Annotated in this window: 23 protein-coding genes; 15 read left to right on the forward strand and 8 right to left on the reverse strand. The window is 61.0% G+C overall.

The genetic code is table 11. The features are described from left to right. Window positions 1-87 precede the first annotated feature (87 nt). Genes ACOYXG_RS03130 through ACOYXG_RS03140 form a run of 3 tightly spaced genes read left to right on the forward strand, consistent with a single transcriptional unit; the run spans window position 88 to window position 2,428 of the window. Entirely contained in the window at window positions 88-663 is a 576-nt protein-coding gene (locus ACOYXG_RS03130; RefSeq protein ID WP_027614152.1) for a YfiR family protein, read from the forward strand. After that, a complete protein-coding gene (locus tag ACOYXG_RS03135) occupies window positions 660-1,928 on the forward strand; it encodes a diguanylate cyclase domain-containing protein (RefSeq protein ID WP_097090438.1) in 1,269 nt (422 codons plus the stop codon). Before ACOYXG_RS03130 ends, ACOYXG_RS03135 begins: the two co-directional genes overlap by 4 nt. A gap of 44 nt (window positions 1,929-1,972) precedes the next feature. Beyond that, complete coding sequence (locus ACOYXG_RS03140) at window positions 1,973-2,428, forward strand: OmpA family protein (protein ID WP_171061906.1); 456 nt, start codon at window positions 1,973-1,975, stop codon at window positions 2,426-2,428. Here ACOYXG_RS03140 and ACOYXG_RS03145 read toward each other — a convergent pair. Continuing rightward, the gene (locus ACOYXG_RS03145; RefSeq protein ID WP_007962101.1) at window positions 2,425-3,372 is read right to left on the reverse strand and encodes a LysR family transcriptional regulator; all 948 of its coding nucleotides are present in this window, start codon (window positions 3,370-3,372) and stop codon (window positions 2,425-2,427) included. The genes ACOYXG_RS03140 and ACOYXG_RS03145 overlap by 4 nt on opposite strands. 150 nt (window positions 3,373-3,522) lie before the next feature. On the opposite strand from ACOYXG_RS03145, the gene ACOYXG_RS03150 reads away from it, so the two are divergent. Both ACOYXG_RS03150 and mmsB read left to right on the forward strand, forming a co-directional pair. Continuing rightward, window positions 3,523-5,049 carry a CoA-acylating methylmalonate-semialdehyde dehydrogenase gene (locus ACOYXG_RS03150; protein WP_007962100.1) on the forward strand — a complete coding sequence of 509 codons (1,527 nt, stop codon included), beginning with the start codon at window positions 3,523-3,525 and terminating at the stop codon, window positions 5,047-5,049. A gap of 9 nt (window positions 5,050-5,058) precedes the next feature. Further along, window positions 5,059-5,946, forward strand: coding sequence for a 3-hydroxyisobutyrate dehydrogenase (gene mmsB / locus ACOYXG_RS03155; protein WP_007962098.1), 888 nt, complete (start codon window positions 5,059-5,061; stop codon window positions 5,944-5,946). 247 nt (window positions 5,947-6,193) lie between these two features. Here mmsB and ACOYXG_RS03160 read toward each other — a convergent pair whose 3' ends face one another. From ACOYXG_RS03160 to ACOYXG_RS03175, 4 genes are all read right to left on the reverse strand, one after another. Continuing rightward, complete coding sequence (locus tag ACOYXG_RS03160; RefSeq protein WP_003221437.1) at window positions 6,194-6,544, reverse strand: cupin domain-containing protein; 351 nt, start codon at window positions 6,542-6,544, stop codon at window positions 6,194-6,196. 113 nt (window positions 6,545-6,657) lie between these two features. Next, a complete protein-coding gene (locus ACOYXG_RS03165; RefSeq protein ID WP_027614148.1) occupies window positions 6,658-7,029 on the reverse strand; it encodes a MerR family transcriptional regulator in 372 nt (123 codons plus the stop codon). A 47-nt stretch (window positions 7,030-7,076) separates the two neighbouring features. Then, the gene (locus ACOYXG_RS03170) at window positions 7,077-7,652 is read right to left on the reverse strand and encodes an NAD(P)H-dependent oxidoreductase (protein ID WP_027614147.1); all 576 of its coding nucleotides are present in this window, start codon (window positions 7,650-7,652) and stop codon (window positions 7,077-7,079) included. A 44-nt stretch (window positions 7,653-7,696) separates the two neighbouring features. Then, window positions 7,697-8,578 carry a LysR family transcriptional regulator gene (locus ACOYXG_RS03175; protein WP_460355868.1) on the reverse strand — a complete coding sequence of 294 codons (882 nt, stop codon included), beginning with the start codon at window positions 8,576-8,578 and terminating at the stop codon, window positions 7,697-7,699. Between the two features lie 232 nt (window positions 8,579-8,810). On the opposite strand from ACOYXG_RS03175, the gene ACOYXG_RS03180 reads away from it, so the two are divergent. Next, entirely contained in the window at window positions 8,811-9,575 is a 765-nt protein-coding gene (locus tag ACOYXG_RS03180) for a sulfite exporter TauE/SafE family protein (protein WP_460355872.1), read from the forward strand. Here ACOYXG_RS03180 and ACOYXG_RS03185 read toward each other — a convergent pair. Next, window positions 9,565-9,879: a putative quinol monooxygenase gene (locus tag ACOYXG_RS03185; RefSeq protein ID WP_027614144.1), complete on the reverse strand. Its 315-nt coding sequence runs from the start codon at window positions 9,877-9,879 to the stop codon at window positions 9,565-9,567. The two genes, ACOYXG_RS03180 and ACOYXG_RS03185, sit on opposite strands and share 11 nt — an antisense overlap. Before the next feature lie 182 nt (window positions 9,880-10,061). Between ACOYXG_RS03185 and ACOYXG_RS03190 the strand changes: the two genes are divergently transcribed. From ACOYXG_RS03190 to ACOYXG_RS03230, 9 genes are all read left to right on the forward strand, one after another. Continuing rightward, window positions 10,062-10,652, forward strand: coding sequence for an NADPH:quinone oxidoreductase MdaB (locus ACOYXG_RS03190; RefSeq protein WP_095139858.1), 591 nt, complete (start codon window positions 10,062-10,064; stop codon window positions 10,650-10,652). A gap of 207 nt (window positions 10,653-10,859) precedes the next feature. Further along, entirely contained in the window at window positions 10,860-11,771 is a 912-nt protein-coding gene (locus ACOYXG_RS03195; protein ID WP_027614142.1) for a LysR family transcriptional regulator, read from the forward strand. Between the two features lie 103 nt (window positions 11,772-11,874). Further along, window positions 11,875-12,768: an NAD-dependent epimerase/dehydratase family protein gene (locus tag ACOYXG_RS03200; protein ID WP_460355876.1), complete on the forward strand. Its 894-nt coding sequence runs from the start codon at window positions 11,875-11,877 to the stop codon at window positions 12,766-12,768. Between the two features lie 563 nt (window positions 12,769-13,331). Continuing rightward, window positions 13,332-15,053, forward strand: coding sequence for a carbamoyltransferase family protein (locus tag ACOYXG_RS03205; protein ID WP_027614140.1), 1,722 nt, complete (start codon window positions 13,332-13,334; stop codon window positions 15,051-15,053). Window positions 15,054-15,116: 63 nt separating this feature from the next. Then, complete coding sequence (locus ACOYXG_RS03210; protein ID WP_336837855.1) at window positions 15,117-16,292, forward strand: MFS transporter; 1,176 nt, start codon at window positions 15,117-15,119, stop codon at window positions 16,290-16,292. After that, window positions 16,258-16,968: an HAD family hydrolase gene (locus ACOYXG_RS03215; RefSeq protein ID WP_460355879.1), complete on the forward strand. Its 711-nt coding sequence runs from the start codon at window positions 16,258-16,260 to the stop codon at window positions 16,966-16,968. The genes ACOYXG_RS03210 and ACOYXG_RS03215 overlap by 35 nt, the downstream gene beginning before the upstream one ends. Further along, the gene (locus ACOYXG_RS03220; protein ID WP_027614137.1) at window positions 16,965-17,603 is read left to right on the forward strand and encodes a YdcF family protein; all 639 of its coding nucleotides are present in this window, start codon (window positions 16,965-16,967) and stop codon (window positions 17,601-17,603) included. Before ACOYXG_RS03215 ends, ACOYXG_RS03220 begins: the two co-directional genes overlap by 4 nt. Before the next feature lie 25 nt (window positions 17,604-17,628). Then, window positions 17,629-19,086, forward strand: coding sequence for an N-acyl-D-amino-acid deacylase family protein (locus ACOYXG_RS03225; protein WP_103367741.1), 1,458 nt, complete (start codon window positions 17,629-17,631; stop codon window positions 19,084-19,086). Window positions 19,087-19,205: 119 nt separating this feature from the next. After that, window positions 19,206-19,574 carry a glyoxalase superfamily protein gene (locus ACOYXG_RS03230; RefSeq protein WP_095139854.1) on the forward strand — a complete coding sequence of 123 codons (369 nt, stop codon included), beginning with the start codon at window positions 19,206-19,208 and terminating at the stop codon, window positions 19,572-19,574. A 61-nt stretch (window positions 19,575-19,635) separates the two neighbouring features. On the opposite strand, the gene ACOYXG_RS03235 is transcribed toward ACOYXG_RS03230, so the two are convergent. Both ACOYXG_RS03235 and gliR read right to left on the reverse strand, forming a co-directional pair. Then, the gene (locus ACOYXG_RS03235) at window positions 19,636-20,001 is read right to left on the reverse strand and encodes a DUF6124 family protein (RefSeq protein WP_027614134.1); all 366 of its coding nucleotides are present in this window, start codon (window positions 19,999-20,001) and stop codon (window positions 19,636-19,638) included. Between the two features lie 520 nt (window positions 20,002-20,521). Beyond that, window positions 20,522-21,538: an AraC family transcriptional regulator GliR gene (gene gliR, locus ACOYXG_RS03240; protein WP_150370239.1), complete on the reverse strand. Its 1,017-nt coding sequence runs from the start codon at window positions 21,536-21,538 to the stop codon at window positions 20,522-20,524. Between the last annotated feature and the right edge of the window lie 113 nt (window positions 21,539-21,651).

Genomic DNA, 21,651 nt, shown 5'->3' on the forward strand with positions numbered 1-21,651 from the left:
ACTGGTCAGCAGCTGCTGTCTCGCTGGTGTTACTGCGCTGTGCTATCGTTGCGGCATCATTTCGGTACGATCCAAGAGAATCCCTGCATGAAGGTGGCTGTCTGGGCGACAGAGCGCGTGGTTCGCTGCAAGCACGCATTGCTTGTCGGTCTGCTCTGTTTGCTGACCGGCGCCGCCATGGCGCAGGCACAGACGCCGGTGGGCATGGCCGAGCAGCGCGCCCAGTCGGTGACGCAGGTTGTGCTGGGCATCCTCAGTTACGCGCGCTGGCCGGTGGAACCCGCACAATTGCGCCTGTGCATCGTCGGCCCCACCGAGTACACCGATGACCTGGTCAAAGGCACTACGCAAGCCACCGGTCGTCCGGTGGCTGTGCGCCGACTGCTGGCCGACAACCCGGCGATCGTCAGCGAATGCGATGCGGTGTACATCGGCAAACTCACCGCAGATGAACGCAGTCGGCTGTTCACCTCATTGATCGGCCATCCGGTGCTGAGCATCAGCGAAGGTGGCGATCAGTGCACGGTCGGCAGCCTGTTCTGCCTGCGGGTCGGCGATCAGCAGGTTTCCTTCGAGGTCAATCTCGACTCCGTCGCCCGCAGCGGTGTACGCATCCACCCGAGCGTACTGCAGTTGTCGCGCCGCAAACCGGCGGCACCATGAAGCTGTTTCGTTCCAGGAGCCGCCCGACACTGGGCTCGGTCATCGGCCGCGGCCATTTGATTGTCGCGCTGGTGGCCGTGACGATGGCCAGCGTGTCGCTGACCCTGCTGGGCGTTCTCGCGCTGCGGGTGTACGCCGATCACAACCTGCATCTGATTGCACGTTCGATCAGCTACACCGTGGAAGCGGCGGTGGTGTTCAACGATAAGGACGCCGCCACCGAAGCGCTGGCCTTGATCGCGTCCACCGAAGAGGTGGCGGATGCCCAGGTGTTCGACACACAGGGGCAGTTGCTGGCGCGTTGGCAGCGGCCCGAAAACGGTCTGTTTTCCCAACTGGAAATGCAGGCTGCCCGGACCATTCTGGAAAAGCCGATCAGCCTGCCGATCGTGCATCAGGATCGTGAAATCGGACGCATCCTGCTGGTCGGTCACGGCGGTAGCCTGATGCGCTTCTTGCTCAGCGGTCTGGCGGGGATCATTCTCTGCACCGCAATCAGTGCCTGGGTCGCGCTGTATCTGGCGCGCCGACAGCTGCGCAGCATTACCGGCCCGCTTCGCAGCCTCGCGGCGGTGGCTCATGCCGCCCGCAGCGAGCGTGCGCTGGATCGCCGGGTACCACCGGCGCAGATCGCCGAGCTCGACAACCTCGGCAACGACTTCAATGCCCTGCTCGACGAACTCGAATCCTGGCAGACACATCTGCAAAGCGAGAACGAAACCCTCGCCCATCAGGCCAGCCACGACAGCCTCACCGGTTTGCCCAACCGGGCGTTTTTCGAGGGGCGATTGATTCGCGCCTTGCGCAACGCCGGCAAGCTCAATGAGCGGGTGGCGGTGCTGTTTCTCGACAGCGACCGCTTCAAAGGCATCAATGACAACTTCGGTCACGCCGCTGGCGACGCGGTGCTGGTGGCGGTCGCCAATCGGATCCGCGCGCAACTGCGTGAAGAGGATCTGGTGGCGCGGCTCGGCGGCGACGAGTTCGCCGTACTGCTCGCGCCGCTGCACAAGATCGAGGACGCCGAGCGCATTGCCGACAAGATTCTCGCCAGCATGGACATGCCCATCGCGCTGCCGGGCGACACCAGTGTGGTGACGTCGCTCAGTATCGGCATTGCGGTTTTCCCCGATCATGGCGCCACGCCAGGTGCCTTGCTCAACGCCGCCGACGCCGCGATGTATCAGGCCAAGCGCCTGTCGCGTGGCGCTCAATTTACTGCCGGGTCGGAGAGCCCGGTCGTCAATCTGCAAACCAGGAGCTGATTCCCGTGTTCACATTTCCCGCTCGACTGTTTTCCGCCTTGCTGATGATCGCCGTACTGGCGCTGACCGGGTGCCAGACCGCACCGCAGAAAGGCCTGACCCCGGCGCAGATCGCCGTCCTCAAACAACAAGGCTTCGAAGCGACCGACGAGGGTTGGGAGTTTGGCCTGTCCGGCAAAGTGCTGTTTGGCAGCGATATCGAAAGCCTGAACAACCAGAGCACCGAAATCGTCGAACGCATCGGCAAGGCACTGCTCGGCGTCGGTATCGAGCGGGTGCGGGTCGACGGTCATACCGATGCCTCGGGCAAGGAAACCTACAACCAGCAACTGTCGCTGCGTAGGGCCAAAAGCGTGGCCAAAGTGCTGACCACCGTCGGTATGAAGGAAGAGAACATTCAGCTGCGCGGACTGGGCAGCAGCGAGCCGGTGGCGTCCAATGACACTGCCGCCGGACGCACCGAAAATCGCCGGGTGTCGATTGTGGTCAGCGCCGATTAATCGGCAAACCGCATCTCGCGGGTCTGCCCCATCAGCAGACCCTGATTACGCTCGGTCACCTCACGGATGTAATCCCACAATAGGGTGATCCGCTTTAACTTCCGAAGATCCTCCCTGCAGTACATCCAGAACTGTCGGGTGATGTCGATTTCCTCGGGCAGCACCGGCAGCAGGCGCGGATCCTGCGCCGCGAGGAAGCAAGGCAGAATCGCCAGTGAGCGCCCTTGCTGCGCCGCGACGAACTGCGCGATCACGCTGGTGCTGCGCAGGTTTGCGCTGGCGCCGGGCAGCACGTTCGCCAGGTACAGCAGCTCCGAGCTGAACGCCAGGTCATCCACGTAACTGATGAATTGATGCTTGCCCAAATCGGCCGGGCGGCGGATCGGTGGGTGCTGGTCGAGATAGTCCTGGGTCGCGTACAGCTGCAAGCGGTAGTCGCAGAGTTTGCAGCACACGTACGGGCCGTGTTCCGGGCGTTCCAGGGCAATGACGATGTCGGCTTCGCGTTTGGACAGGCTGATGAAGTGCGGCAGCGGCAGGATGTCCACCGAGATCGCTGGGTAGGCGTCGACGAAGTGGCTCAGTTGCGGGGTGATGAAAAAGCTGCCGAAACCTTCGGTGCAGCCCATGCGTACATGCCCGGAAAGCGCCACACCAGAGCCCGAGACCTGCTCGCAAGCCATGTGCAACGTGCTTTCGATCGACTCGGCATAACCCAGCAGGCGCTGGCCTTCGGTGGTCAGCACAAAACCGCTGGTGCGTGATTTCTCGAACAGCAGCGTACCCAATGCCGCTTCCAGTGAACTGATGCGTCGCGACACTGTGGTGTAGTCGACGGCGAGCCGTTTGGCCGCGGTGCTGGCCTTGCGGGTACGGGCGACTTCGAGGAAAAACTTCAGGTCGTCCCAGTTCAGCGACCCCAGGGAGGTGATGTTTTTTTGCATGATGGACGGGCTTATATGTGCGTTCTTATTAGAAGTTTGCACATCTATACTCCAAAAACAGTCCGACAACCAATTCGTGACACACGCCTCATCTCAAGGCGAACCCTTTCGCCTTGGCTCCTACGATAAAAACAAGTTTCGGAGACCAGCATGAACGCATCGCTTACGCCCAACGAAACCACGGTCCAGAAGGTCAAGTTGCTGATCGACGGCGAGTGGGTCGAATCGCAGACCACCGAGTGGCACGACATCGTCAACCCGGCGACCCAGCAAGTGCTGGCCAAGGTTCCGTTCGCCACTGCCGCTGAAGTCGACGCCGCCATCAGTGCCGCGCACCGCGCGTTCCAGACCTGGAAACTGACCCCGATCGGCGCGCGGATGCGCATCATGCTCAAGCTGCAGGCACTGATCCGCGAGCACTCCAAGCGCATCGCCGTAGTGCTGAGCGCCGAGCAGGGCAAGACTATTGCCGACGCCGAGGGCGATATTTTCCGTGGCCTGGAAGTGGTCGAACACGCCTGTTCCATCGGCACCCTGCAAATGGGCGAGTTCGCCGAAAACGTGGCCGGCGGCGTCGATACCTACACCCTGCGCCAGCCAATCGGCGTGTGCGCCGGTATCACCCCGTTCAACTTCCCGGCGATGATTCCGCTGTGGATGTTCCCGATGGCGATCGCCTGCGGCAACACCTTCGTCTTGAAGCCTTCGGAACAGGATCCGCTGTCGACCATGCTGCTGGTGGAGCTGGCGATTGAGGCGGGCGTTCCGGCAGGCGTGCTCAACGTCGTGCACGGTGGCAAGGACGTCGTCGATGGTCTGTGCACCCACAAGGACATCAAAGCGGTGTCGTTCGTCGGTTCGACCGCCGTCGGTACGCACGTTTACGACCTGGCCGGCAAACACGGCAAACGCGTGCAATCGATGATGGGTGCGAAGAACCATGCCGTGGTGCTGCCGGACGCCAATCGCGAGCAAGCGCTGAATGCCTTGGTCGGCGCCGGTTTCGGTGCGGCAGGGCAACGCTGCATGGCCACCTCCGTGGTGGTGCTGGTCGGTGCGGCGAAACAGTGGCTGCCGGATCTGAAAGCGCTGGCGCAGAAACTCAAGGTCAACGCCGGCAGCGAGGCGGGCACCGATGTCGGCCCGGTGATCTCGAAGAAAGCCAAGGCGCGGATTCTCGATCTGATCGAAAGCGGCATCAAGGAAGGCGCAAAGCTTGAACTCGATGGTCGCGACATCAAGGTGCCGGGCTACGAGCAAGGCAACTTCGTCGGCCCGACCCTGTTCTCGGGCGTGACCACTGACATGCAGATCTATACCCAGGAAATCTTCGGCCCGGTGCTGGTGGTGCTGGAAGTCGACACCCTCGATCAGGCCATCGCACTGGTCAACGCCAACCCGTTCGGCAACGGCACGGGCCTGTTCACCCAGAGCGGTGCGGCGGCGCGCAAATTCCAGACGGAAATCGACGTCGGCCAGGTCGGCATCAACATCCCGATTCCGGTGCCGGTGCCGTTCTTCAGCTTCACCGGTTCGCGCGGTTCGAAACTCGGCGACCTCGGCCCGTACGGCAAGCAAGTGGTGCAGTTCTACACCCAGACCAAAACGGTCACGGCGCGCTGGTTCGATGACGACAGCGTCAACGACGGCGTGAACACCACCATCAACCTGCGCTGAGGACTGGCCATGAAAATCGCATTTATCGGTCTGGGCAACATGGGCGCGCCGATGGCGCGCAACCTGATCAAGGCCGGCCATTCGCTGAATCTGGTGGACCTGAACAAGACGGTGCTGGCGGAGCTTGAGCAACTGGGCGGCACTATCCGCGCCTCGGCCCGTGAGGCCGCCGAAGACGCCGAGCTGGTGATCACCATGCTCCCGGCGGCGGTGCATGTGCGTAGCGTCTGGCTCGGTGAGGACGGTGTGCTGGCCGGTATCGGCAAAGGCGTGCCGGCGGTGGATTGCAGCACCATAGATCCGCAAACCGCCCGCGATGTGGCCGCCGCTGCTGCCAAACAAGGCGTGGCCATGGCTGATGCACCGGTCTCCGGCGGCACTGGCGGCGCGACCGCCGGCACGCTGACCTTCATGGTCGGCGCCACTCCGGAACTGTTCGCCACCCTGCAACCGGTGCTGGCGCAGATGGGCCGCAACATCGTGCATTGCGGCGAAGTCGGCACCGGGCAGATCGCCAAGATCTGCAACAACCTGCTGCTGGCGATCTCGATGGTCGGCGTCAGCGAAGCCATGGCGCTGGGCGATGCACTGGGGATCGACACCTCGGTGCTGGCCGGAATCATCAACAGCTCGACCGGGCGTTGCTGGAGTTCGGAAATGTACAACCCGTGGCCGGGCATCGTCGAAACGGCGCCGGCCTCGCGCGGTTACACCGGTGGTTTCGGTGCCGAGCTGATGCTCAAGGATCTGGGGCTGGCCACCGAAGCGGCGCGTCAGGCGCATCAACCGGTGGTGCTCGGCGCGGTGGCGCAGCAGTTGTATCAGGCGATGAGCCAGCGCGGGGAGGGCGGCAAGGACTTCTCGGCGATTATCAACAGCTATCGCAAGCCACAGTAACTTGGACATCAATACTTTTTGTGGCAACGGAGACTTTGTGGTGAGGGGATTTATCCCCGATCGACTGTGTAGCAGTCGCAACCACTGAGCCTGCGTTTCAACTGACACAATGCGGGGGGCGCTTTGCGCCCATCGGGGATAAATCCCCTCGCCACAAATCTCACAGGCGCCACAACCATGGCGTCAGCCAGAATGCAGTAGGTGTTGCCGGGAAATCACGTCGGGTGGTTTCCCGGCTTTTTTTGCATCAGGCGAAGACGAAATATTTGCGCACGGTCTCGACCACTTCCCAGGTGCCTTTCATCCCCGGTTCAACCACGAAGATGTCGCCGGCACGCAGGTGAATCGGCGCCATGCCGTCCGGGGTGATGATGCAGTAGCCTTCCTGGAAATGGCAGTACTCCCACTTCACATAATCGACCCGCCACTTGCCCGGGGTGCAGATCCAGGTGCCCATGATCTTGCTGCCGTCTTCGCTGGTGTAAGCGTTGAGGTTGACGGTGTGCGGGTCACCTTCGAGTTTTTCCCATTTGCAGGCATCGAGTACCGGCAGCGGGTGGGTGTCGCGCAGAACGGTGATGGGGGCGGTCGCGGTCATGAGAACTCCGGGCAGTGGGCGGATGGCAAAGAAACCAACTCGCACCCTATAGCGCCCGGTTGCCGCTCAGTTGTCTGTGCTCGACATCGAGCTGCTCAGAAACGCGCAAACCGTCAAAGGTTTTCCAGCGGGCATTCGACCCGCGCCCGTTCAAGGTCGATTTCGAAACCTTCCAGTTGCGCGTATTGCCGCGTCAGCTCAGCGATGCTGCTGTTGATCTCGCGTTTTTTTGCCTCGATAGCCTGTTGGGCCAGATCCCATGGCATGGCCTCGCCATGATGCGCGGCAAAAATCGTCTGCAATTCCCGGAGCCTGAAGCCCATCTCTTTTGCGCATTTGATGAAGATCAGCAGTCCGATGCTTTGTTGGTCGTAGAGGCGATATTTACCTTGGCGCCGGGGCGCGGGCAGCAGACCGATCGACTCGTAGTGGCGAATGCTTTTGATGGTGGTGCCGGCACGTTGCGCGGCTTGGCCGATGTACATAAAAGTCCTTTTTCAATGTGAAACCGTGCGGCGCATTATCGGCAGACTTAGCGGCGGGCGATAGCGTGCGCCTGTTGCAGCCAGCGCTGGCGCTGCCGGTCGCTGGACTCAAGCAGCGGGCCGAAGGTCAGCGTGCGCAGGGGGGTGATACCACAGAACTGCAGGGTGGTCTTGCGCACCTGATGCAGTCCCGGCATCCGGTAGATCCAGCGGTAATACCAGAGTGGCGTGTCCATCGTCACCAGCAAATGCGCGGTGCGCCCCTTGAGCAACTGATCGGGAAAGGGTTTGCCTTTTCGGTATTTGAAGGCGAATCCCGGCAGCAACACCCGATCAAAAAAACCTTTGAGCAGCGCTGGAATGCCGCCCCACCAGATCGGGTAGACCAGCGTCAGATGTTCGGCCCAAAGGATGTCGGATTGCGCGCGGCTCAAGTCTTCTTCCAGCGCTTGAACCTGTTGATACCCCTGGCGCAACACCGGGTCAAAAGCCATCTCTCCCAGGCGTAGCTGACGCACCTGGTGTCCGGCATCGAGCGCCGATTGTGCATAGCGCTCGGCGAGTGCGGCGCAGAAACTCGTCGCGCCGGGATGGCCGAGAATCAGCAGAATGCGTTTGCCCATGGTCATGCTCCTTGCCGTTGAACGCCAAGGATGAAGTCTGCCCCTCAGGGGAGAGTCAAGGCTTGCAGCAAGGCTTTGGCATAACCGGGCAGCGCGCTGAAGTCCCGGGCGCAGAGCATCAGGGTGCGGCGGGCCCATGGCTCGTTGAGGGTGATGCTGTTGAATGAGCGCGGCGTCGCGCGTTCAATGGCCGCCAGCGGCACGATGGCGAGGCCGGCGCCTCGGGCGACCATGCGCAGCACCCCTTCGAAACCGTCGGCGCGGATCCGCACCTGCATGCGCGAGCCGCTGTGCAGCGCCTGTTCTTCGAGGTAGATCGCCAGCGCGCTGTCGGTGCTCAGACCGACGAAATCGTAGTGCAAAGCGGCGCTGAAACTGACCTCGGCGGCGTCGGCCAGTGGATGTCCGTGCGGCGCGATCAGTCGCAACGGGTCGTCGCGAAACGGCTGGGTCTGCAGATCGGTGGTGTCCACCGCATCGGAGACGATGCCAATATCGGCTGCGCCCTGGCGCAAGGCGTGGATGATGCGGGCACTGGGCAGTTCCTGCAGATCGATGTCGAGGTTGGGATGCTCGCGCAAAAAGTCCGCGAGCACTTCCGGCAGGTATTCGGTGATCGCCGTGGTGTTGCACAACAGTCGCACCTGTCCTTTGACGCCCTGCGCGTAGTCGGCCAGATCCTGCTGCATGCGTTCGGCCTGTTGCAGGAGGATGCGCGCGTGGTGGGCCAGTGCCTTGCCAGCGGGCGTCGGGCTCACGCCACGGCGGCCGCGCTGCAGGAACTCGGTGCCCAGCGAGGCTTCCATCGCGCGAATGCGCGCACTGGCGGCGGCGAGTGACAGATGGCTGCGGGCGGCGCCGGCGGTGATGTTGCCGGTGTCGAGGATGTGCAGGTAGAGGCGCAGGTCGGTGAGGTCGAAGTGCATGGGGCCGCCTGTGGTTTTTGTGGTGTCTGGGCGGGCCCTATCGCTGGCAAGCCAGCTCCCACAGGATTTTGTGTTGTGCACAAATCCTGTGATCCACACTGAAACCTGTGGGAGCTGGCTTGCCAGCGATGAGGCCAAAAGTCTTAACAAATACTTAGCCTCTTGCATTGGCAGAGGCAGCCTCAGTATATGGCAGATTTTCAACGCCCCCGCCAAAGCGCACAGTAGCGCCATGAATACACTCGCAGACTTCTACCAGAACCTCGGCCTGGCCCTGTCCCTGTTGGTCATCGCCACCTTCATCATGGCCGGACTGGTCAAAGGCGTGATTGGCCTCGGCCTGCCCACCGTCGCCATGGGCCTGCTTGGTCTTGCTATGGCGCCGTCACAGGCAGCCGCGTTGCTGATCATTCCGGCGACGCTGACCAATGTCTGGCAACTGGCGTTCGGCGGGCATCTGAAGGGGCTGCTCAAACGCCTGTGGCCGCTGTTGCTGATGATCTTCCTCGGCACCGCCGTCGGCACGTTGTCGATCGGCATGGCAGGCGGACATTGGGTGGTGCGTGGGCTGGGCGCGGCGTTGCTGCTGTATGCGTTGAGCGGGTTGTTGCTGCCAACGCTGCAGGTCAATCCTCGGCATGAACCGTGGCTGGGTCCGCTGTGCGGGTTGATTACCGGGGTTATCACTTCGGCCACCGGTGTGTTCGTGATTCCGGCGGTGCCGTACCTGCAGGCGCTGGGTTTGAGTCGCGATGAGCTGGTGCAGGCGCTGGGCCTGTCGTTCACCGTGTCGACTCTGGCGCTGGCCGGCGGCCTGTTCTGGCGCGGCGCACTGGGCAGTGGCGAATTGAGTGCGTCGCTGCTGGTGCTGATCCCGGCGATGCTGGGCATGGGGTTCGGCCAATGGCTACGTCAGCGCATCAGCGCCGTGCTGTTCAAGCGGGTGTTCTTTATCGGACTGGGCGCACTCGGCGCCCATTTGCTGATTAGCGGCTAGCCGACGAGGCGCTGAGCATGTCGATCCGACGGATATCGAAATCACGCTCCAGATACGTCATGCGGTTGTCGAAAAACTCGCGCATGTGCGGCAGATTCGAATGCACGTCGAGGTGCGCCTGGCTTTCCCAGATCTCGTAAAAGATGAACAGCGTCGGGTCTTCCTTGTCGCGCAGCATGTGGTACTCGATGCAGCCTGGCTCGGCGCGGCTCGGCTCGACATAGGCGCGAAACAGCGCTTCGAAGGCCTCGGCTTTTTCCGGGCGGGTCTTGGCATGCAGGATGAAACCGTGGCGTTCACTCATCAGAACAACTCCTCAAATGCAGATGGCCGGGAATGCTATTGCAACAATCGGCATTCGATTCGTGCTTTTTGATCAAATGTATTTTGCGCCGACGCGGCTTATTCCGCGCGAGATGGATGGTTAACCTGCCGCCATTCGTTTTCCCATCTTTCTCCAGCCCAATGGCTGCGCGAGGCGTTCCGATGAAAAAAGTGTTGTTGCTCAATGGTGGCAAAAAATTCGCTCACTCCGACGGTCGTTACAACGCCACCCTGCACGAAACCGCGCTGAGCGTGCTGGATCGTGGCGGTCTGGATGTCAAAACCACGTTCATCGACGAGGGTTACGACGTCGCTGAAGAAGTGGCCAAATTCCTCTGGGCCGACGTGATCATTTATCAGATGCCGGGCTGGTGGATGGGCGCGCCGTGGACGGTGAAAAAGTACATCGACGAAGTCTTCACCGAAGGCCACGGCAGCCTCTATGCCAGCGATGGTCGGACCCGTTCCGACGCGTCGCAGAAGTACGGCAGCGGCGGCCTGATTCAGGGCAAGCAATACATGCTGTCGCTGACCTGGAACGCACCGCAGCAGGCGTTTGATGACCCGAGCGATTTCTTTGAAGCCAAGGGTGTGGATGCGGTGTATTTCCCGTTCCACAAGGCCAACGAGTTCTTGGGCATGAGCGGGTTGCCGACGTTCCTCTGTGTGGACGTGATGAAGCGCCCGAACATCGAGAATGATGTGGCGCGGTATGAGCAGCATCTGAAACAGGTGTTTGGTCTCAAGGCTTGAGGTGATTTCATGTGGTTACGGTTGTAACTGGGGTGAGGGTTTTAAATGTGGTGAGGGGATTCATCCCCGATGGGTCGCGCAGCGGCCCCCTGATCTTGATCTCGAAAAGCGGGGCCTGCTGCGCAGTCCATCGGGGATAAATCCCCTCGCCACAGGGGTGTTCTCTCTCCACAATGGATTTGTGCAGTTGATCAATAAGGGACACCCGTGAAAGCCAGATCCGATGAGTTGCAGATTTTCGTCTGCGTGATCGAATGCGGTTCGATTTCCGCCGCTGCCGAGCAGGTCGGCCAGACCCCTTCGGCGGTCAGCCGCACACTGTCGCGGCTCGAAGCCAAGCTCGACACCACGCTGATCAACCGCACCACGCGGCGCATGGACCTGACCGAGGAGGGCAAGTATTTCTTCGAGCAGGCCAAGCTGATTCTCGATCAGATGGATGCGCTCGAAGAGCGACTGTCCTCACGCCAGCAAACCCCGTCCGGACGCCTGCGGATCAACGCCGCGTCGCCCTTCATGCTGCACGCCATCGTGCCGTACATCGACGAGTTCCGTGGCCTGTACCCGGACATCCAGCTCGAACTCAACAGCAATGACCTGATCATTGACCTGCTGGAACAAAGCACCGACGTCGCCATCCGCATCGGCACTCTTGCCGACTCGACGTTGCATGCGCGCTCACTGGGTTGCAGTCCGCTGCTGATCGTCGCCAGCCCGGCCTATCTTGAGAAACACGGGGCGCCGCAGCAGGTCGCCGACTTGAGTGAACACACTCTGCTTGGCTTCACCCACAACGAAGGCCTCAACCAGTGGCCGCTGCGCTACGTGCATGGCGACCGTTGGCCGATCACTCCGGCGATCAGCGCCTCCAGCGGCGAGACCGTGCGCCATCTGGCGCTGGAAGGCCAGGGCATTGCCTGCCTGTCGCACTTCATGACCATCGACGACATTCGCGCCGGGCGCCTCAAGGTGCTGTTGGCGGAATTCAACAGCGGTTATCGCCAGCCGATCAACGCGGTGTACTACCGTAACTCGCAACTGGCGCTGCGCATCCAGTGCTTCCTCGATTTCATCCAGAGCAAACTCGCGGCGTACGCCAGTGCGGATTTCAAGGGCTGATTCGTGACCCCTGCGCAACAGTGATTTGGGCGAGGGCGGGTTTTTCCATCGGGGTGGCCGGTCGATACTCGCTGCATCACTTATTCACGCAGGGAGTTTCTCCATGAACGTATTCATCACCGGCGCTGCCGGTTTTATCGGCGGCTCGATCGCCACCGGTCTGGTTCAGGCAGGACATAATGTCACCGGCCTGGTGCGTAGCGCCGAACAGGCCGAAGAGCTCAAGGCACTGGGCATCACCCCGGTGATCGGCACCCTCGAAGACAGCACATTGCTGGCTGAACAGGCCCGCGCCGCCGATGCGGTGATCAACGCCGCCAGCAGCGACCATCGCGGTGCTGTCGAAGCGTTGCTCGGTGCCCTGCGCGGTTCGAACAAAGTGTTCCTGCACACCAGCGGTTCGAGCATCGTCGGCGATGCCTCGGGCGGCAAGTCCAGCGATGTCATCTACTACGAAGACAACCTGCCGGAGCCCACCGTCGACAAGGCTGCCCGTGTGGCGATCGACAACCTGATCCTCGCCGCCGCGAAGGACGGGGTGAACTCGGCGGTGATCTGCAACACCCTGATCTATGGCCACAGCCTGGGCGTCAATCGCGACAGCGTGCAGTTGCCGCGCCTGCTCAAACAAGCACGCAAAAGTGGTGTGGTGCGCCATGTCGGCACTGGCCAGAACATCTGGTCCAACGTGCACATCGACGACGTCGTCGCCCTGTACCTGCTGGCGCTGACCAAAAACGTCCCGGGCACTTTCTACTTCGTCGAAAGCGGCGAAGCGTCGTTCATTGACATGACCACTGCCATGGCCGAAGCGCTGAATCTCGGCGAGCCACAAGACTGGCCGCTGCAAGACGCCGAAGCCGAGTGGGGTTACGAAATGGCCAACTACGGCCTTGGCTCGAACAGTCGCGTACGCGGCAAACACGCTCGTGAACTGCTGGGCTGGGCGCCAAAGCGTACGTCGGTGGTGGAGTGGATTCGTAACGAGATGGTGTGAGTTCACGCTGCACCGCGTGAAGCCATTCGCGAGCAAGCCCGCTCCCACAGGTTAACCGCATTCTGGCTGACGGAATGCGATCAACCGGTGGGAGCGGGCTTGCTCGCGAAAGCGGTGGAACAAAAACAGAAAAGTTGAATGGCACGCCGTCATCGTCCGTTTTTTTGTCCCGGTAAACCCCCGCAAATACGCCGCATGCCAGTGGAATTTAATTTTTAGCGGGGACTTCGCCGGGTGCTCGGGAAATTACCGGCTAGGCTGCTACCGCGATGAAACGAGGACGGCTGCGATGGATGTCGCCCTCCACGTGTTGCAGGCATGAGGCCCGTGCAGCACGGCACCGCCCATGGAGTTTTCTGGCAAAAGGAATTTGCGATGGCGAGACACATTGATGCCTTCTCGTAAAGGCGTATTCCCCCGGCGGACCTACATGAATCCGCGATCTCTCGATGAGTAATGGTCGGCCATGACGGCCGGCATCTGTCATTGACTCTGGTTATTGCATTGCACGCTACGCGCGTGGGCGAAGCCGTCACCTCAATTGGCGAAAACAAGGAATAGTTATGATCATTTTGGGTATTACAAACAATGATTTGGCGGGTGCTTGCCTGGTACGTGATGGTCAGATTCTTTCAGCGGTCAGTGAAGAGCGCTTCACCCGCATCAAGGATCATAAAATCTGGCCGGCCAAGTCCATCGAGTTTGTGTTGAGCCAGGCCGGCGTGTCGCTGGAAGACGTCGATCATGTCGCCTATGGATGGAACGCCGGTTTCAGTGCCGACAAACATCTGGCGTTGTACTTCGATCGCATCGTCGAGGAAGTCCGGAGCAACCCCCAGGGCCTTGCGCAGTTCCGTCAGCGTGTGACCGATGAAATCAACAACGACAAGGCAAAGCGCGGCGAATTCGACCAGTTCATCGTCGACAACGGTCTGCAAGGCAAGGCGTACTACATTGATCACCACGAGTGCCATGCGCTCGGTGCCTATGTCTGCTCGCCATTCGAGGACGCGTTGACCCTGACCTGCGACGGACGCGGCGACTTTCAGTCGCTGACCGTCACCTGGTACAGCCCGTCAGAAACCACGGTGCTGCAACGCGAAACCAGTGTCGACAGCCTCGGTTATTTCTACGGCCGGATCACCCACCTGCTCGGTTACAAACCCAACCGCCACGAAGGCAAGGTCACCGGTCTGGCCGCATTCGGCGATCCGCAGAAACTGCTGGGCGTGATGCAGCAGATGATCCGTTTCGAAGACGGCCGCATCAAGGCGCGCTGCGGCGATATGTTCCTGCCGTCCTACAACACCTACAGCGAGCCGCTGGAAACCCTGTTTGCCCGGGAAACCCCCGAGGACATCGCCGCCGCTGTACAGCGTCACAGCGAAGACCTGCTGGTGGCCACCGTCAGCCATCATCTGGCCCAGCGCGGCAGTGCCAACCTGTGCCTGGCCGGCGGCGTGTTTGGCAACGTCAAACTCAACCAGCGTCTGCGTGAGATCCCGGGCGTCAAAGACGTCTACGTGCTGCCGTGCATGGGCGATGGCGGCCTGGCACTGGCTGCTGCGGTCGGTACCGCGTACCTGGAAAACGGCACCCGCTTCAAGAATCCGTCGATGATGCTTGGCCCGGAATCGCGCAGCGTTTCGCAGAACATCAACCTGATCAATCGCGACTACCCTGAACTCGGTTATCACACGCCGTCGAACATCATCGAGGTGTTGACCGAGGCCCTGACGGAAAATCAGGTGCTGGGCATGTTCAAGGGCAAGATGGAGTTCGGCCCGCGTTCGCTGTGCAACCGCAGCATCGTCTATCACGCGCAGGATGCCGAGGTGAACGACTGGCTCAACAAACGCATGCACCGCACCGAGTTCATGCCGTTCGGCCCGGTCACCGCCATTGAGCAAGCACCGGCCTGCTACGTCGGTTGGGACGAGGAGCAAGTGGCTGCCGATACCATGACTATGACCTACGACTGCCATCCGCAATTTCGCGAGGCAAGTCCGGCGGTGGTGCACATCGACGGCACGGCGCGCCCGCAGATCATTCGCCCGCAGAGCGACCCGTTCATGCATCGCCTGCTGACGGCCTGGCACCAGAAAACCGGTCAGGCAGCCTTGATCAACACCTCGTTCAATCGACACGAAGAACCGATCGTGTGCTCTTCCCAGGACGCACTGGATGCGCTGAAAGAAGGCATGGTCGATCTGGTGGTCATGAGTGAATCGCTGATCGTCTGGCGCAAGGGCAAAAACAGCTTCACTCAGCAACGCTTCGAATAAACGGATGGTATGCAGGGCTCCCCGGGAGCCCTGCTTCAGGAGTACCGGGCGTATGGTTGACGAATGTATTTAATCTTTTTCGGGTTCTTTGCGGCGGAAGGGATCATCTATCCGTTCTGGCCGACCTGGCTGGATTCACTGGGTTTCAGTGCCAGTGAAATCGGTTTGCTGATCGCCGCAGCGTATTGGCCGCAGGTGGTGACCGGGGTGCTGATCACCTATGTGGCCGACTGGCGCGTGGATCAGTTGCGGCTCGCCGCTGTTCTGAGCGTTACCGCCGCGTTGTGTACGTTGCTGTTCTACTTCATCCCGGCGCACTTATGGATGTTCGTGTGCCTGAGTGTGCTGTTTGGAGGGGTATGGATGGTGGTGTTGCCGCTGTCCGAGTCCTATCTGCTCAAGCGCGACAAACTGGCCCTGCAGAATTACGGTTGGGTGCGGGCGGTAGGCTCATCGGCCTTTATCCTGACCTCGACCCTCGGTGGTTTTCTGTTTGCGCAGTACAGCCAGTCGTGGGTGCCGCTGGTGATCGCAGCGAGCATGTTGATCACCGCTGTGGCGTGTCTGCGCCTGAAGCGCCAGGTGGCGCGGGCGCATCTGGCGCCGCCCGGCCCGGCGCGCAAACGGCCGGACTGGAAAGCGCTGTTGGCACACAAAAGCCTGCTGATCGCGATTGCCGCCGCCAGCTTCATTCAGTTGAGCCACACCCTGTACTTTTCCACGGCTTCGATCGGTTGGGGAGTGAAGGGCTTCTCTTCCTCAGCGATTGGCATGTTCTGGGCGGTGGCGGTGATTGCGGAAATCACCTGGTTCGCGCTCTCCAACAAGGTCCTGGCGTTTTGCGCGCCGTTGTCCCTGGTGATGTTTTCCAGTGTCTGTGCGGCACTGCGCTGGGCGCTGTTTTCCAACAGCGACGCGGTGTCGCTGATCCTGCTGGGGCAGTGTCTGCACGCGCTGAGCTTTGCCGCCTACCACGCGGCGATCATGCGCTTTATTCGCGACCAGGCACCGCAGGATATTCAGGTCTTTACTCAAGGGGTTTATTACTCCCTGGCGGTGGCGTTGCCCATGGGCCTGGCCACACCTTTCGCCGGCTACCTGTACCAGACCCGGCCGCAGTGGTCCTACTACGTGATGGCGCTGTTCGCGTTGGTCGGAACGGTGCTGGCGTTCATTGCTCATCAGAAAATGCGAAGTTCAACTCATGGCTCAACAAACGTTTACAGCCGTCTGCTTTGATATGGACGGCGTGCTCATTCAGTCCCGCGAGGTGATTGAACACGCCTGGACCACCGTGGCGCGCGAGTACGGGGTCAGCGTCGATCAGGATTTCATCGACGAGCACATCCATGGCCGTCCCGGCGGTTATACCCTCAAGACCTTGTTCGCAGAGTTTGGCGAAGCGCAGCAGGTGGCGATCAAGCGTGAAGTCGACGCCATCGAGCAGGTGACGAACTGTGCGCTGGTGCCGGGCGTCGCGGCGTTGATCGCCCGACTCCGCGAGCACGCCGTGCCCCTGGCGCTGGTCACCAGCAGTTGGCGGGCGCGGGTTGACCACGTTCTGCAGCAACACGACCTGATGTCGGCGTTCGACAGCATCATCTGCCGCGACGACGTACGCAGCGGCAAACCGGCCCCCGATCCCTATCGCCTGGCGGCGGCACAACTGGGTCGGCAAAGTGATGAATGCCTGGTGTTCGAAGACTCTGTCAGCGGCGTGCAGTCGGCGGTCAGCAGCGGTGCGCTGTGTATCGGCATTGGCGACGACCCGACGCTGACCGCGCATGGCGCCGCAGGTGTGTATGCCGATTTCACCCGGCTTGCGCTCAGGCTGGACGGCAGGGGCGCGCACGGTTATGCCGATGGAGCGCTGTTCATCAACGCGCACCCGACCCGGAGGTTTGCCCGCTCATGACATTGACGTTGCAGCACGCCAGCGTGCTCTGGAAATTCCTCGGTGCGGGGCGCCAACACAGCGCTTGTGAATTGATTGTGGTCTGCGGCTCCTACGACCTGCGGGTCTGCGATTACGCTTGCCAACTGTTGAAAGACGGCGTGGCACCCCACCTGTTGTTCACCGGCAATACCGGCAACTGGACCCGGCATTTGTGGGAACGCTCCGAAGCCGATATTTTTGCCCAACGCGCCTTGGCGCAAGGGGTGACGGCGCAGCAGTTCACCCTGGAAACCCGCGCGACCAACTTTGCCGAAAACATCGCGTTTGCCCGAGCGATGTTTCCCGACGTGCGTCGTGCGACGTTTCTGACCAAACCCAATTCGATCCGGCGCGTGGCGTTGACCCTGCCCGTGCAGTGGCCCGGACTGGAAGCCTTTGTGGATGCGCCGTCGTTCGATTTTCCTGATGACGTCAGCAACCTGATCGGGGTGCTGGGCCTGATCGACGAAATGGTCGGCGATGTGCACCGCATCATGGTTTACCCTGCGTTGGGTTTTCAGGTCGAACAGGCGATCCCCGAAGAGGTTCAGGTAGCCTGGCGGTATCTGGTGGAGCAAGGCTTCGATCACCATTTGATCAAGGGCAGGAGTTGACGCTGACTCCCGCCGGGAGACAGACATGCAGTACGACACGCTGATCCGCAACGCCACCGTCATTGATGGCAGCAACACGCCCGGCTACCGCGCCGATGTGGCGATTCTCAACGGGCGCATCGAACGTATCGGCGACCTGCATGATGCCCGCGCCACGGAGGAAATCGACGCCGCCGGCCGCGTGCTCGCCCCAGGCTTCATCGACGTGCACACCCACGATGACACCGTGGTCATCCGCCAGCCGCAGATGCTACCCAAGCTCAGCCAGGGCGTGACCACGGTGATTGTCGGCAACTGTGGGATCAGCGCCTCGCCGGTGAGTTTGAAAGGCAATCCGCCGGACCCGATGAACCTGCTCGGTACCGCAGCGGCGTTCGTCTATCCGCGCTTCAGCGATTATCGCGCCGCCGTCGAAGCGGCGAACACCACGCTGAACGTCGCCGCACTCGTCGGTCACACCGCACTGCGCAGCAATCACCTCGACGACCTGTTGCGCACCGCCACGCCTGACGAAATCGCCGCGATGCGCGAGCAGTTGCGTGAAAGCCTTGAAGCCGGCGCGCTCGGTTTATCCACAGGCCTGGCCTACGCCAGCGCCTTTAACGCCTCCACCGACGAAGTGAAGCAACTGACCGAAGAACTGACCGCATTTGGCGCGGTGTACACCACCCACCTGCGCAGTGAGTTCGAGCCGGTGCTGGAGGCGATGGAGGAAGCGTTCAGCATCGGCCGTCACTCACAATCCCCGGTGATCATTTCCCACCTCAAATGCGCCGGTGTCGGCAACTGGGGGCGTAGTCCGCAGTTGCTCGCATCGCTGGAAGCAGCGGCGAAAACCCAGCACGTAGGATGCGATTGCTATCCCTACGCGGCGAGTTCTTCGACGCTGGATCTGAAGCAAGTCACCGACGCCCACCGCATCACCATCACCTGGTCGACGCCGCACCCCGAAGTCAGCGGTCGCGACCTGATCGACATCGCCGCCGAATGGAACGTGCCACTGCTCGAAGCCGCCAAGCGCCTGCAACCGGCGGGCGCGGTGTACTACGGCATGGACGAGGCCGATGTACGAAAAATCCTCGCGCATCCACTGTCGATGGTCGGGTCTGACGGACTGCCGGAAGACCCATTCCCGCATCCACGCCTGTGGGGCGCTTTCCCACGAGTGCTCGGCCATTTCAGTCGCGATCTCGGGTTGTTTCCGCTGCACACGGCGGTACACAAGATGACCGGCCTGTCGGCGGTGCGGTTTGGCTTGAAAGAGCGCGGCGAGATTCGCGAGGGGCACTGGGCGGATCTGGTGCTGTTCGATCCGGCGACGGTGCGCGATGTGGCAGATTTCGCTGATCCGCAGCGGGCGGCGCAGGGGATTGATGGGGTGTGGGTCAATGGTGTGTTGAGTTATCGCGACGGGCAGGCGAATGGTCGCCGGGAAGGGCGGTTTCTGGCGCGGGACGGGGATTTGCGCAACAACTTTCGCTGACGTTTCGCGGAGTGCGTCACAGTGGTGGCACATTGCAATTAAAGAAAGCCACCGCCAAGCCGAATTGCTGACATCCAGCCCGTCTACACTTTTGGGCCAAACAAGTCAGGGAGCACCCCATGAGCTTCGGCAAAACCACCCCGATCCTGCGGATCTTCGATGAAGCCAAGGCGTTGGAGTTTTACGTCGACTTCCTCGGTTTCAAGATCGACTGGCAGCATCGTTTCGAAGCGAACTTCCCGCTGTATCTGCAGGTGTCCCGTGGCGAGTGCGTGCTGCACCTGTCCGAGCATCATGGCGATGCGACGCCTGGCTCGGCGTTGCGCATCGAGACCGATGAGCTGGAGGCGTTTCAGCAGCAACTGATGGCCAAGGAATATAAATTCTCGCACCCACAGATTCAGGCGATGCCGTGGGGCAGTCAGGACATGACCATTGCCGATCCGTTTGGTAATCGACTGGTGTTCACCAACGCGATCAGTGTCTGATTCGAGACAGGCAAAAAAGCCCGCTGCCATACCATCAAGGTCTGGCCGCGGGCTTTTTCGTTTATTCGGTCGGCACTAACTTGTCCAGCACCCGGTTGACGGCGATCTCCGCCACCATCACTACTTGCGCGATGCCTTGCAGAGTCTTGCGGTGCGAGCCTTCCAGTAGCCCGGCGAAGTCGTTGAGCATCACGGTGGCCGAGCCGAGGGATTCGCAGGCGTCGGCCAGCAACGGTTCGGTGCCGCTGGCCGGATTGGCCATGTAGAGACGATTGGGCTGGTACGGGGTGGCCATGATCGCGGGCCTCGGTGGGCCGAGGTAGTGGTCGAGGGCGCGCTCGGCGGCTTCGTGGAATTTCCTTGATTCGGGGGATTCATAGGGGGAGGCCGCGTCGGTGGGCGGCGGGTTGGGCGTAACTTTGAACATGATTTTGGGTCCTGAAGTAGGAGCCATCACCGCTTCTCTACTAATAAGAAGAGGTGGCAGCTGTGCGCAGGTTAGTAGACCGGGGACCCAGGGAACCGGCGCGCTCGAAAGCGCCCTGCGCACAGCCACCATAGAGCGCAGACGGAAAATGCCTGACTGTTTGATGTGCAATGCACCCTGGAAGAACCTCGGGCTACTAAACCCGATCACTGGAAATCAGTGACGGACTCAAGTTACCGACGGCCTCCGGGGCGCACAAGCCGGCGGATTCTGGCGTAGCCGTAGGCAGTGGCGCAAGGATTTGTAGGCAGTAGGGCGTAACACTGAGTGTCTTTAAACACGGGGGTTGCAGTGGGTTTATTGGGTTGCTGAAATTGAGGAATTGTCTGTCGGGTTTTTGGTGTGGCCACTGGCGCCTTCGCTGGCAAGCCAGCTCCCACAGGGTTATGTGCGAGCCGCAGATTTTGTGTACGACCCGGTCACTGTGGGAGCTGGCTTGCCAGCGATGAGGCCAGAATAATCACCCGCGATGCATCTGCCGAAACTCCCCCGGCGGCATCCCGCGCCTGCTCTTGAACGTGCGATGAAACGACCGTGGTTCGGTAAACCCCAGATACTGCGCAATGTCCTGAATCGGCAAGGTGCTGTTGAGCAAATAATGCTCGGCCAGCTCCTGACGCAAGTCATCAAGAATCTGCTGATACGACGTCCCCGCCTGATGCAACTGGCGCTGCAACGTGCGCACCGACACCGCGAGCTGCTCGGCCACCTGTTCCTTGCGCGGCAAGCCTTCCTTGAGCAACTGGCGCAGGATGCTTTTGACCCGCTGCTGCAGCGATGCATCCTCCAGCGTCGCCATCAAGCCCATCGCGTGTTCTTCCAGGGTACGCAGCAATTGCGCATCGGCCTGGCGCAGCGGTAATTGCAGATACGCCAGCGGCACGATCAGCGCCGAATACGCCTGCTCGAACAGCACCGGGCAATCGAAAAACGCTTCGTACTGCGCCTGGGTAGCATCTGGCGGGCACGGATGTTCCAGCCACACGGCGGCGGGTGACATCTGTGTGTCGGCGATCCAGCGTGCATATTGCAGCCAGGAGCCGAGGACGTTTTCCACCAGATGCCGGCGAATCCGCGGACGCTCGTAGCGGCAAGTCCAGATCAGATGCACGTGGCCGTCCTGCACTTCGGCGCGGCTGACGCCCATGTCGCCCACCAGTTTTTCGAACGGCATGATCCGGCTCATGGCATCGCCCAGGGTCGCGCAGTTCATGGTGATGTAACCGAGCACGCTCCAGGAATTGGGCAGGACGAAATTGGCCGCGTTGAGACCAAACAGCGGATCGCCCGAGTGCTCGCAGAAATAATCGAGCAGGCGTTCATGGGTTTCGCCCGGCAGGCGCAGGCTGTTGTCGCTCAGTTGCTGCGCCTGCAAACCGGCCGCCGCCAACGCCGGCTCGATGGCCATGCCCAGTTGCTCGGCATGACGCACGTATTTGAGCAGCGGCGGAACCGAGGTGAAGCCGAGCGATTGCATGATCCGAATCCCTTGATCAAGGCCTGCGTGAGCGAATGAATGCCTGAAAGGTAATTTGAAACCCCGACTAAAGTAAATGGCTGGCACTTGCGCGACGTTTGACTCAATTGGCT

It is taken from the genome of Pseudomonas sp. G3-39 (genome assembly GCF_054790485.1).

What these genes read in the sequence shown, in the direction of transcription:
- ACOYXG_RS03170 (WP_027614147.1), bottom strand. Translation starts at nt 7,652, where the DNA reads ATGGGCAAACGCATTCTGCTGATTCTCGGCCATCCCGGCGCGACGAGT.
- ACOYXG_RS03215 (WP_460355879.1), top strand. Translation starts at nt 16,258, where the DNA reads ATGGCTCAACAAACGTTTACAGCCGTCTGCTTTGATATGGACGGCGTG.
- ACOYXG_RS03235 (WP_027614134.1), bottom strand. Translation starts at nt 20,001, where the DNA reads ATGTTCAAAGTTACGCCCAACCCGCCGCCCACCGACGCGGCCTCCCCC.
- ACOYXG_RS03135 (WP_097090438.1), top strand. Translation starts at nt 660, where the DNA reads ATGAAGCTGTTTCGTTCCAGGAGCCGCCCGACACTGGGCTCGGTCATC.
- ACOYXG_RS03145 (WP_007962101.1), bottom strand. Translation starts at nt 3,372, where the DNA reads ATGCAAAAAAACATCACCTCCCTGGGGTCGCTGAACTGGGACGACCTG.
- ACOYXG_RS03205 (WP_027614140.1), top strand. Translation starts at nt 13,332, where the DNA reads ATGATCATTTTGGGTATTACAAACAATGATTTGGCGGGTGCTTGCCTG.
- ACOYXG_RS03220 (WP_027614137.1), top strand. Translation starts at nt 16,965, where the DNA reads ATGACATTGACGTTGCAGCACGCCAGCGTGCTCTGGAAATTCCTCGGT.
- ACOYXG_RS03175 (WP_460355868.1), bottom strand. Translation starts at nt 8,578, where the DNA reads ATGCACTTCGACCTCACCGACCTGCGCCTCTACCTGCACATCCTCGAC.
- ACOYXG_RS03130 (WP_027614152.1), top strand. Translation starts at nt 88, where the DNA reads ATGAAGGTGGCTGTCTGGGCGACAGAGCGCGTGGTTCGCTGCAAGCAC.
- ACOYXG_RS03230 (WP_095139854.1), top strand. Translation starts at nt 19,206, where the DNA reads ATGAGCTTCGGCAAAACCACCCCGATCCTGCGGATCTTCGATGAAGCC.
- ACOYXG_RS03150 (WP_007962100.1), top strand. Translation starts at nt 3,523, where the DNA reads ATGAACGCATCGCTTACGCCCAACGAAACCACGGTCCAGAAGGTCAAG.
- ACOYXG_RS03165 (WP_027614148.1), bottom strand. Translation starts at nt 7,029, where the DNA reads ATGTACATCGGCCAAGCCGCGCAACGTGCCGGCACCACCATCAAAAGC.
- ACOYXG_RS03210 (WP_336837855.1), top strand. Translation starts at nt 15,117, where the DNA reads ATGTATTTAATCTTTTTCGGGTTCTTTGCGGCGGAAGGGATCATCTAT.
- ACOYXG_RS03225 (WP_103367741.1), top strand. Translation starts at nt 17,629, where the DNA reads ATGCAGTACGACACGCTGATCCGCAACGCCACCGTCATTGATGGCAGC.
- ACOYXG_RS03140 (WP_171061906.1), top strand. Translation starts at nt 1,973, where the DNA reads ATGATCGCCGTACTGGCGCTGACCGGGTGCCAGACCGCACCGCAGAAA.
- ACOYXG_RS03190 (WP_095139858.1), top strand. Translation starts at nt 10,062, where the DNA reads ATGAAAAAAGTGTTGTTGCTCAATGGTGGCAAAAAATTCGCTCACTCC.
- ACOYXG_RS03185 (WP_027614144.1), bottom strand. Translation starts at nt 9,879, where the DNA reads ATGAGTGAACGCCACGGTTTCATCCTGCATGCCAAGACCCGCCCGGAA.
- gliR (WP_150370239.1), bottom strand. Translation starts at nt 21,538, where the DNA reads ATGCAATCGCTCGGCTTCACCTCGGTTCCGCCGCTGCTCAAATACGTG.
- mmsB (WP_007962098.1), top strand. Translation starts at nt 5,059, where the DNA reads ATGAAAATCGCATTTATCGGTCTGGGCAACATGGGCGCGCCGATGGCG.
- ACOYXG_RS03200 (WP_460355876.1), top strand. Translation starts at nt 11,875, where the DNA reads ATGAACGTATTCATCACCGGCGCTGCCGGTTTTATCGGCGGCTCGATC.
- ACOYXG_RS03180 (WP_460355872.1), top strand. Translation starts at nt 8,811, where the DNA reads ATGAATACACTCGCAGACTTCTACCAGAACCTCGGCCTGGCCCTGTCC.
- ACOYXG_RS03160 (WP_003221437.1), bottom strand. Translation starts at nt 6,544, where the DNA reads ATGACCGCGACCGCCCCCATCACCGTTCTGCGCGACACCCACCCGCTG.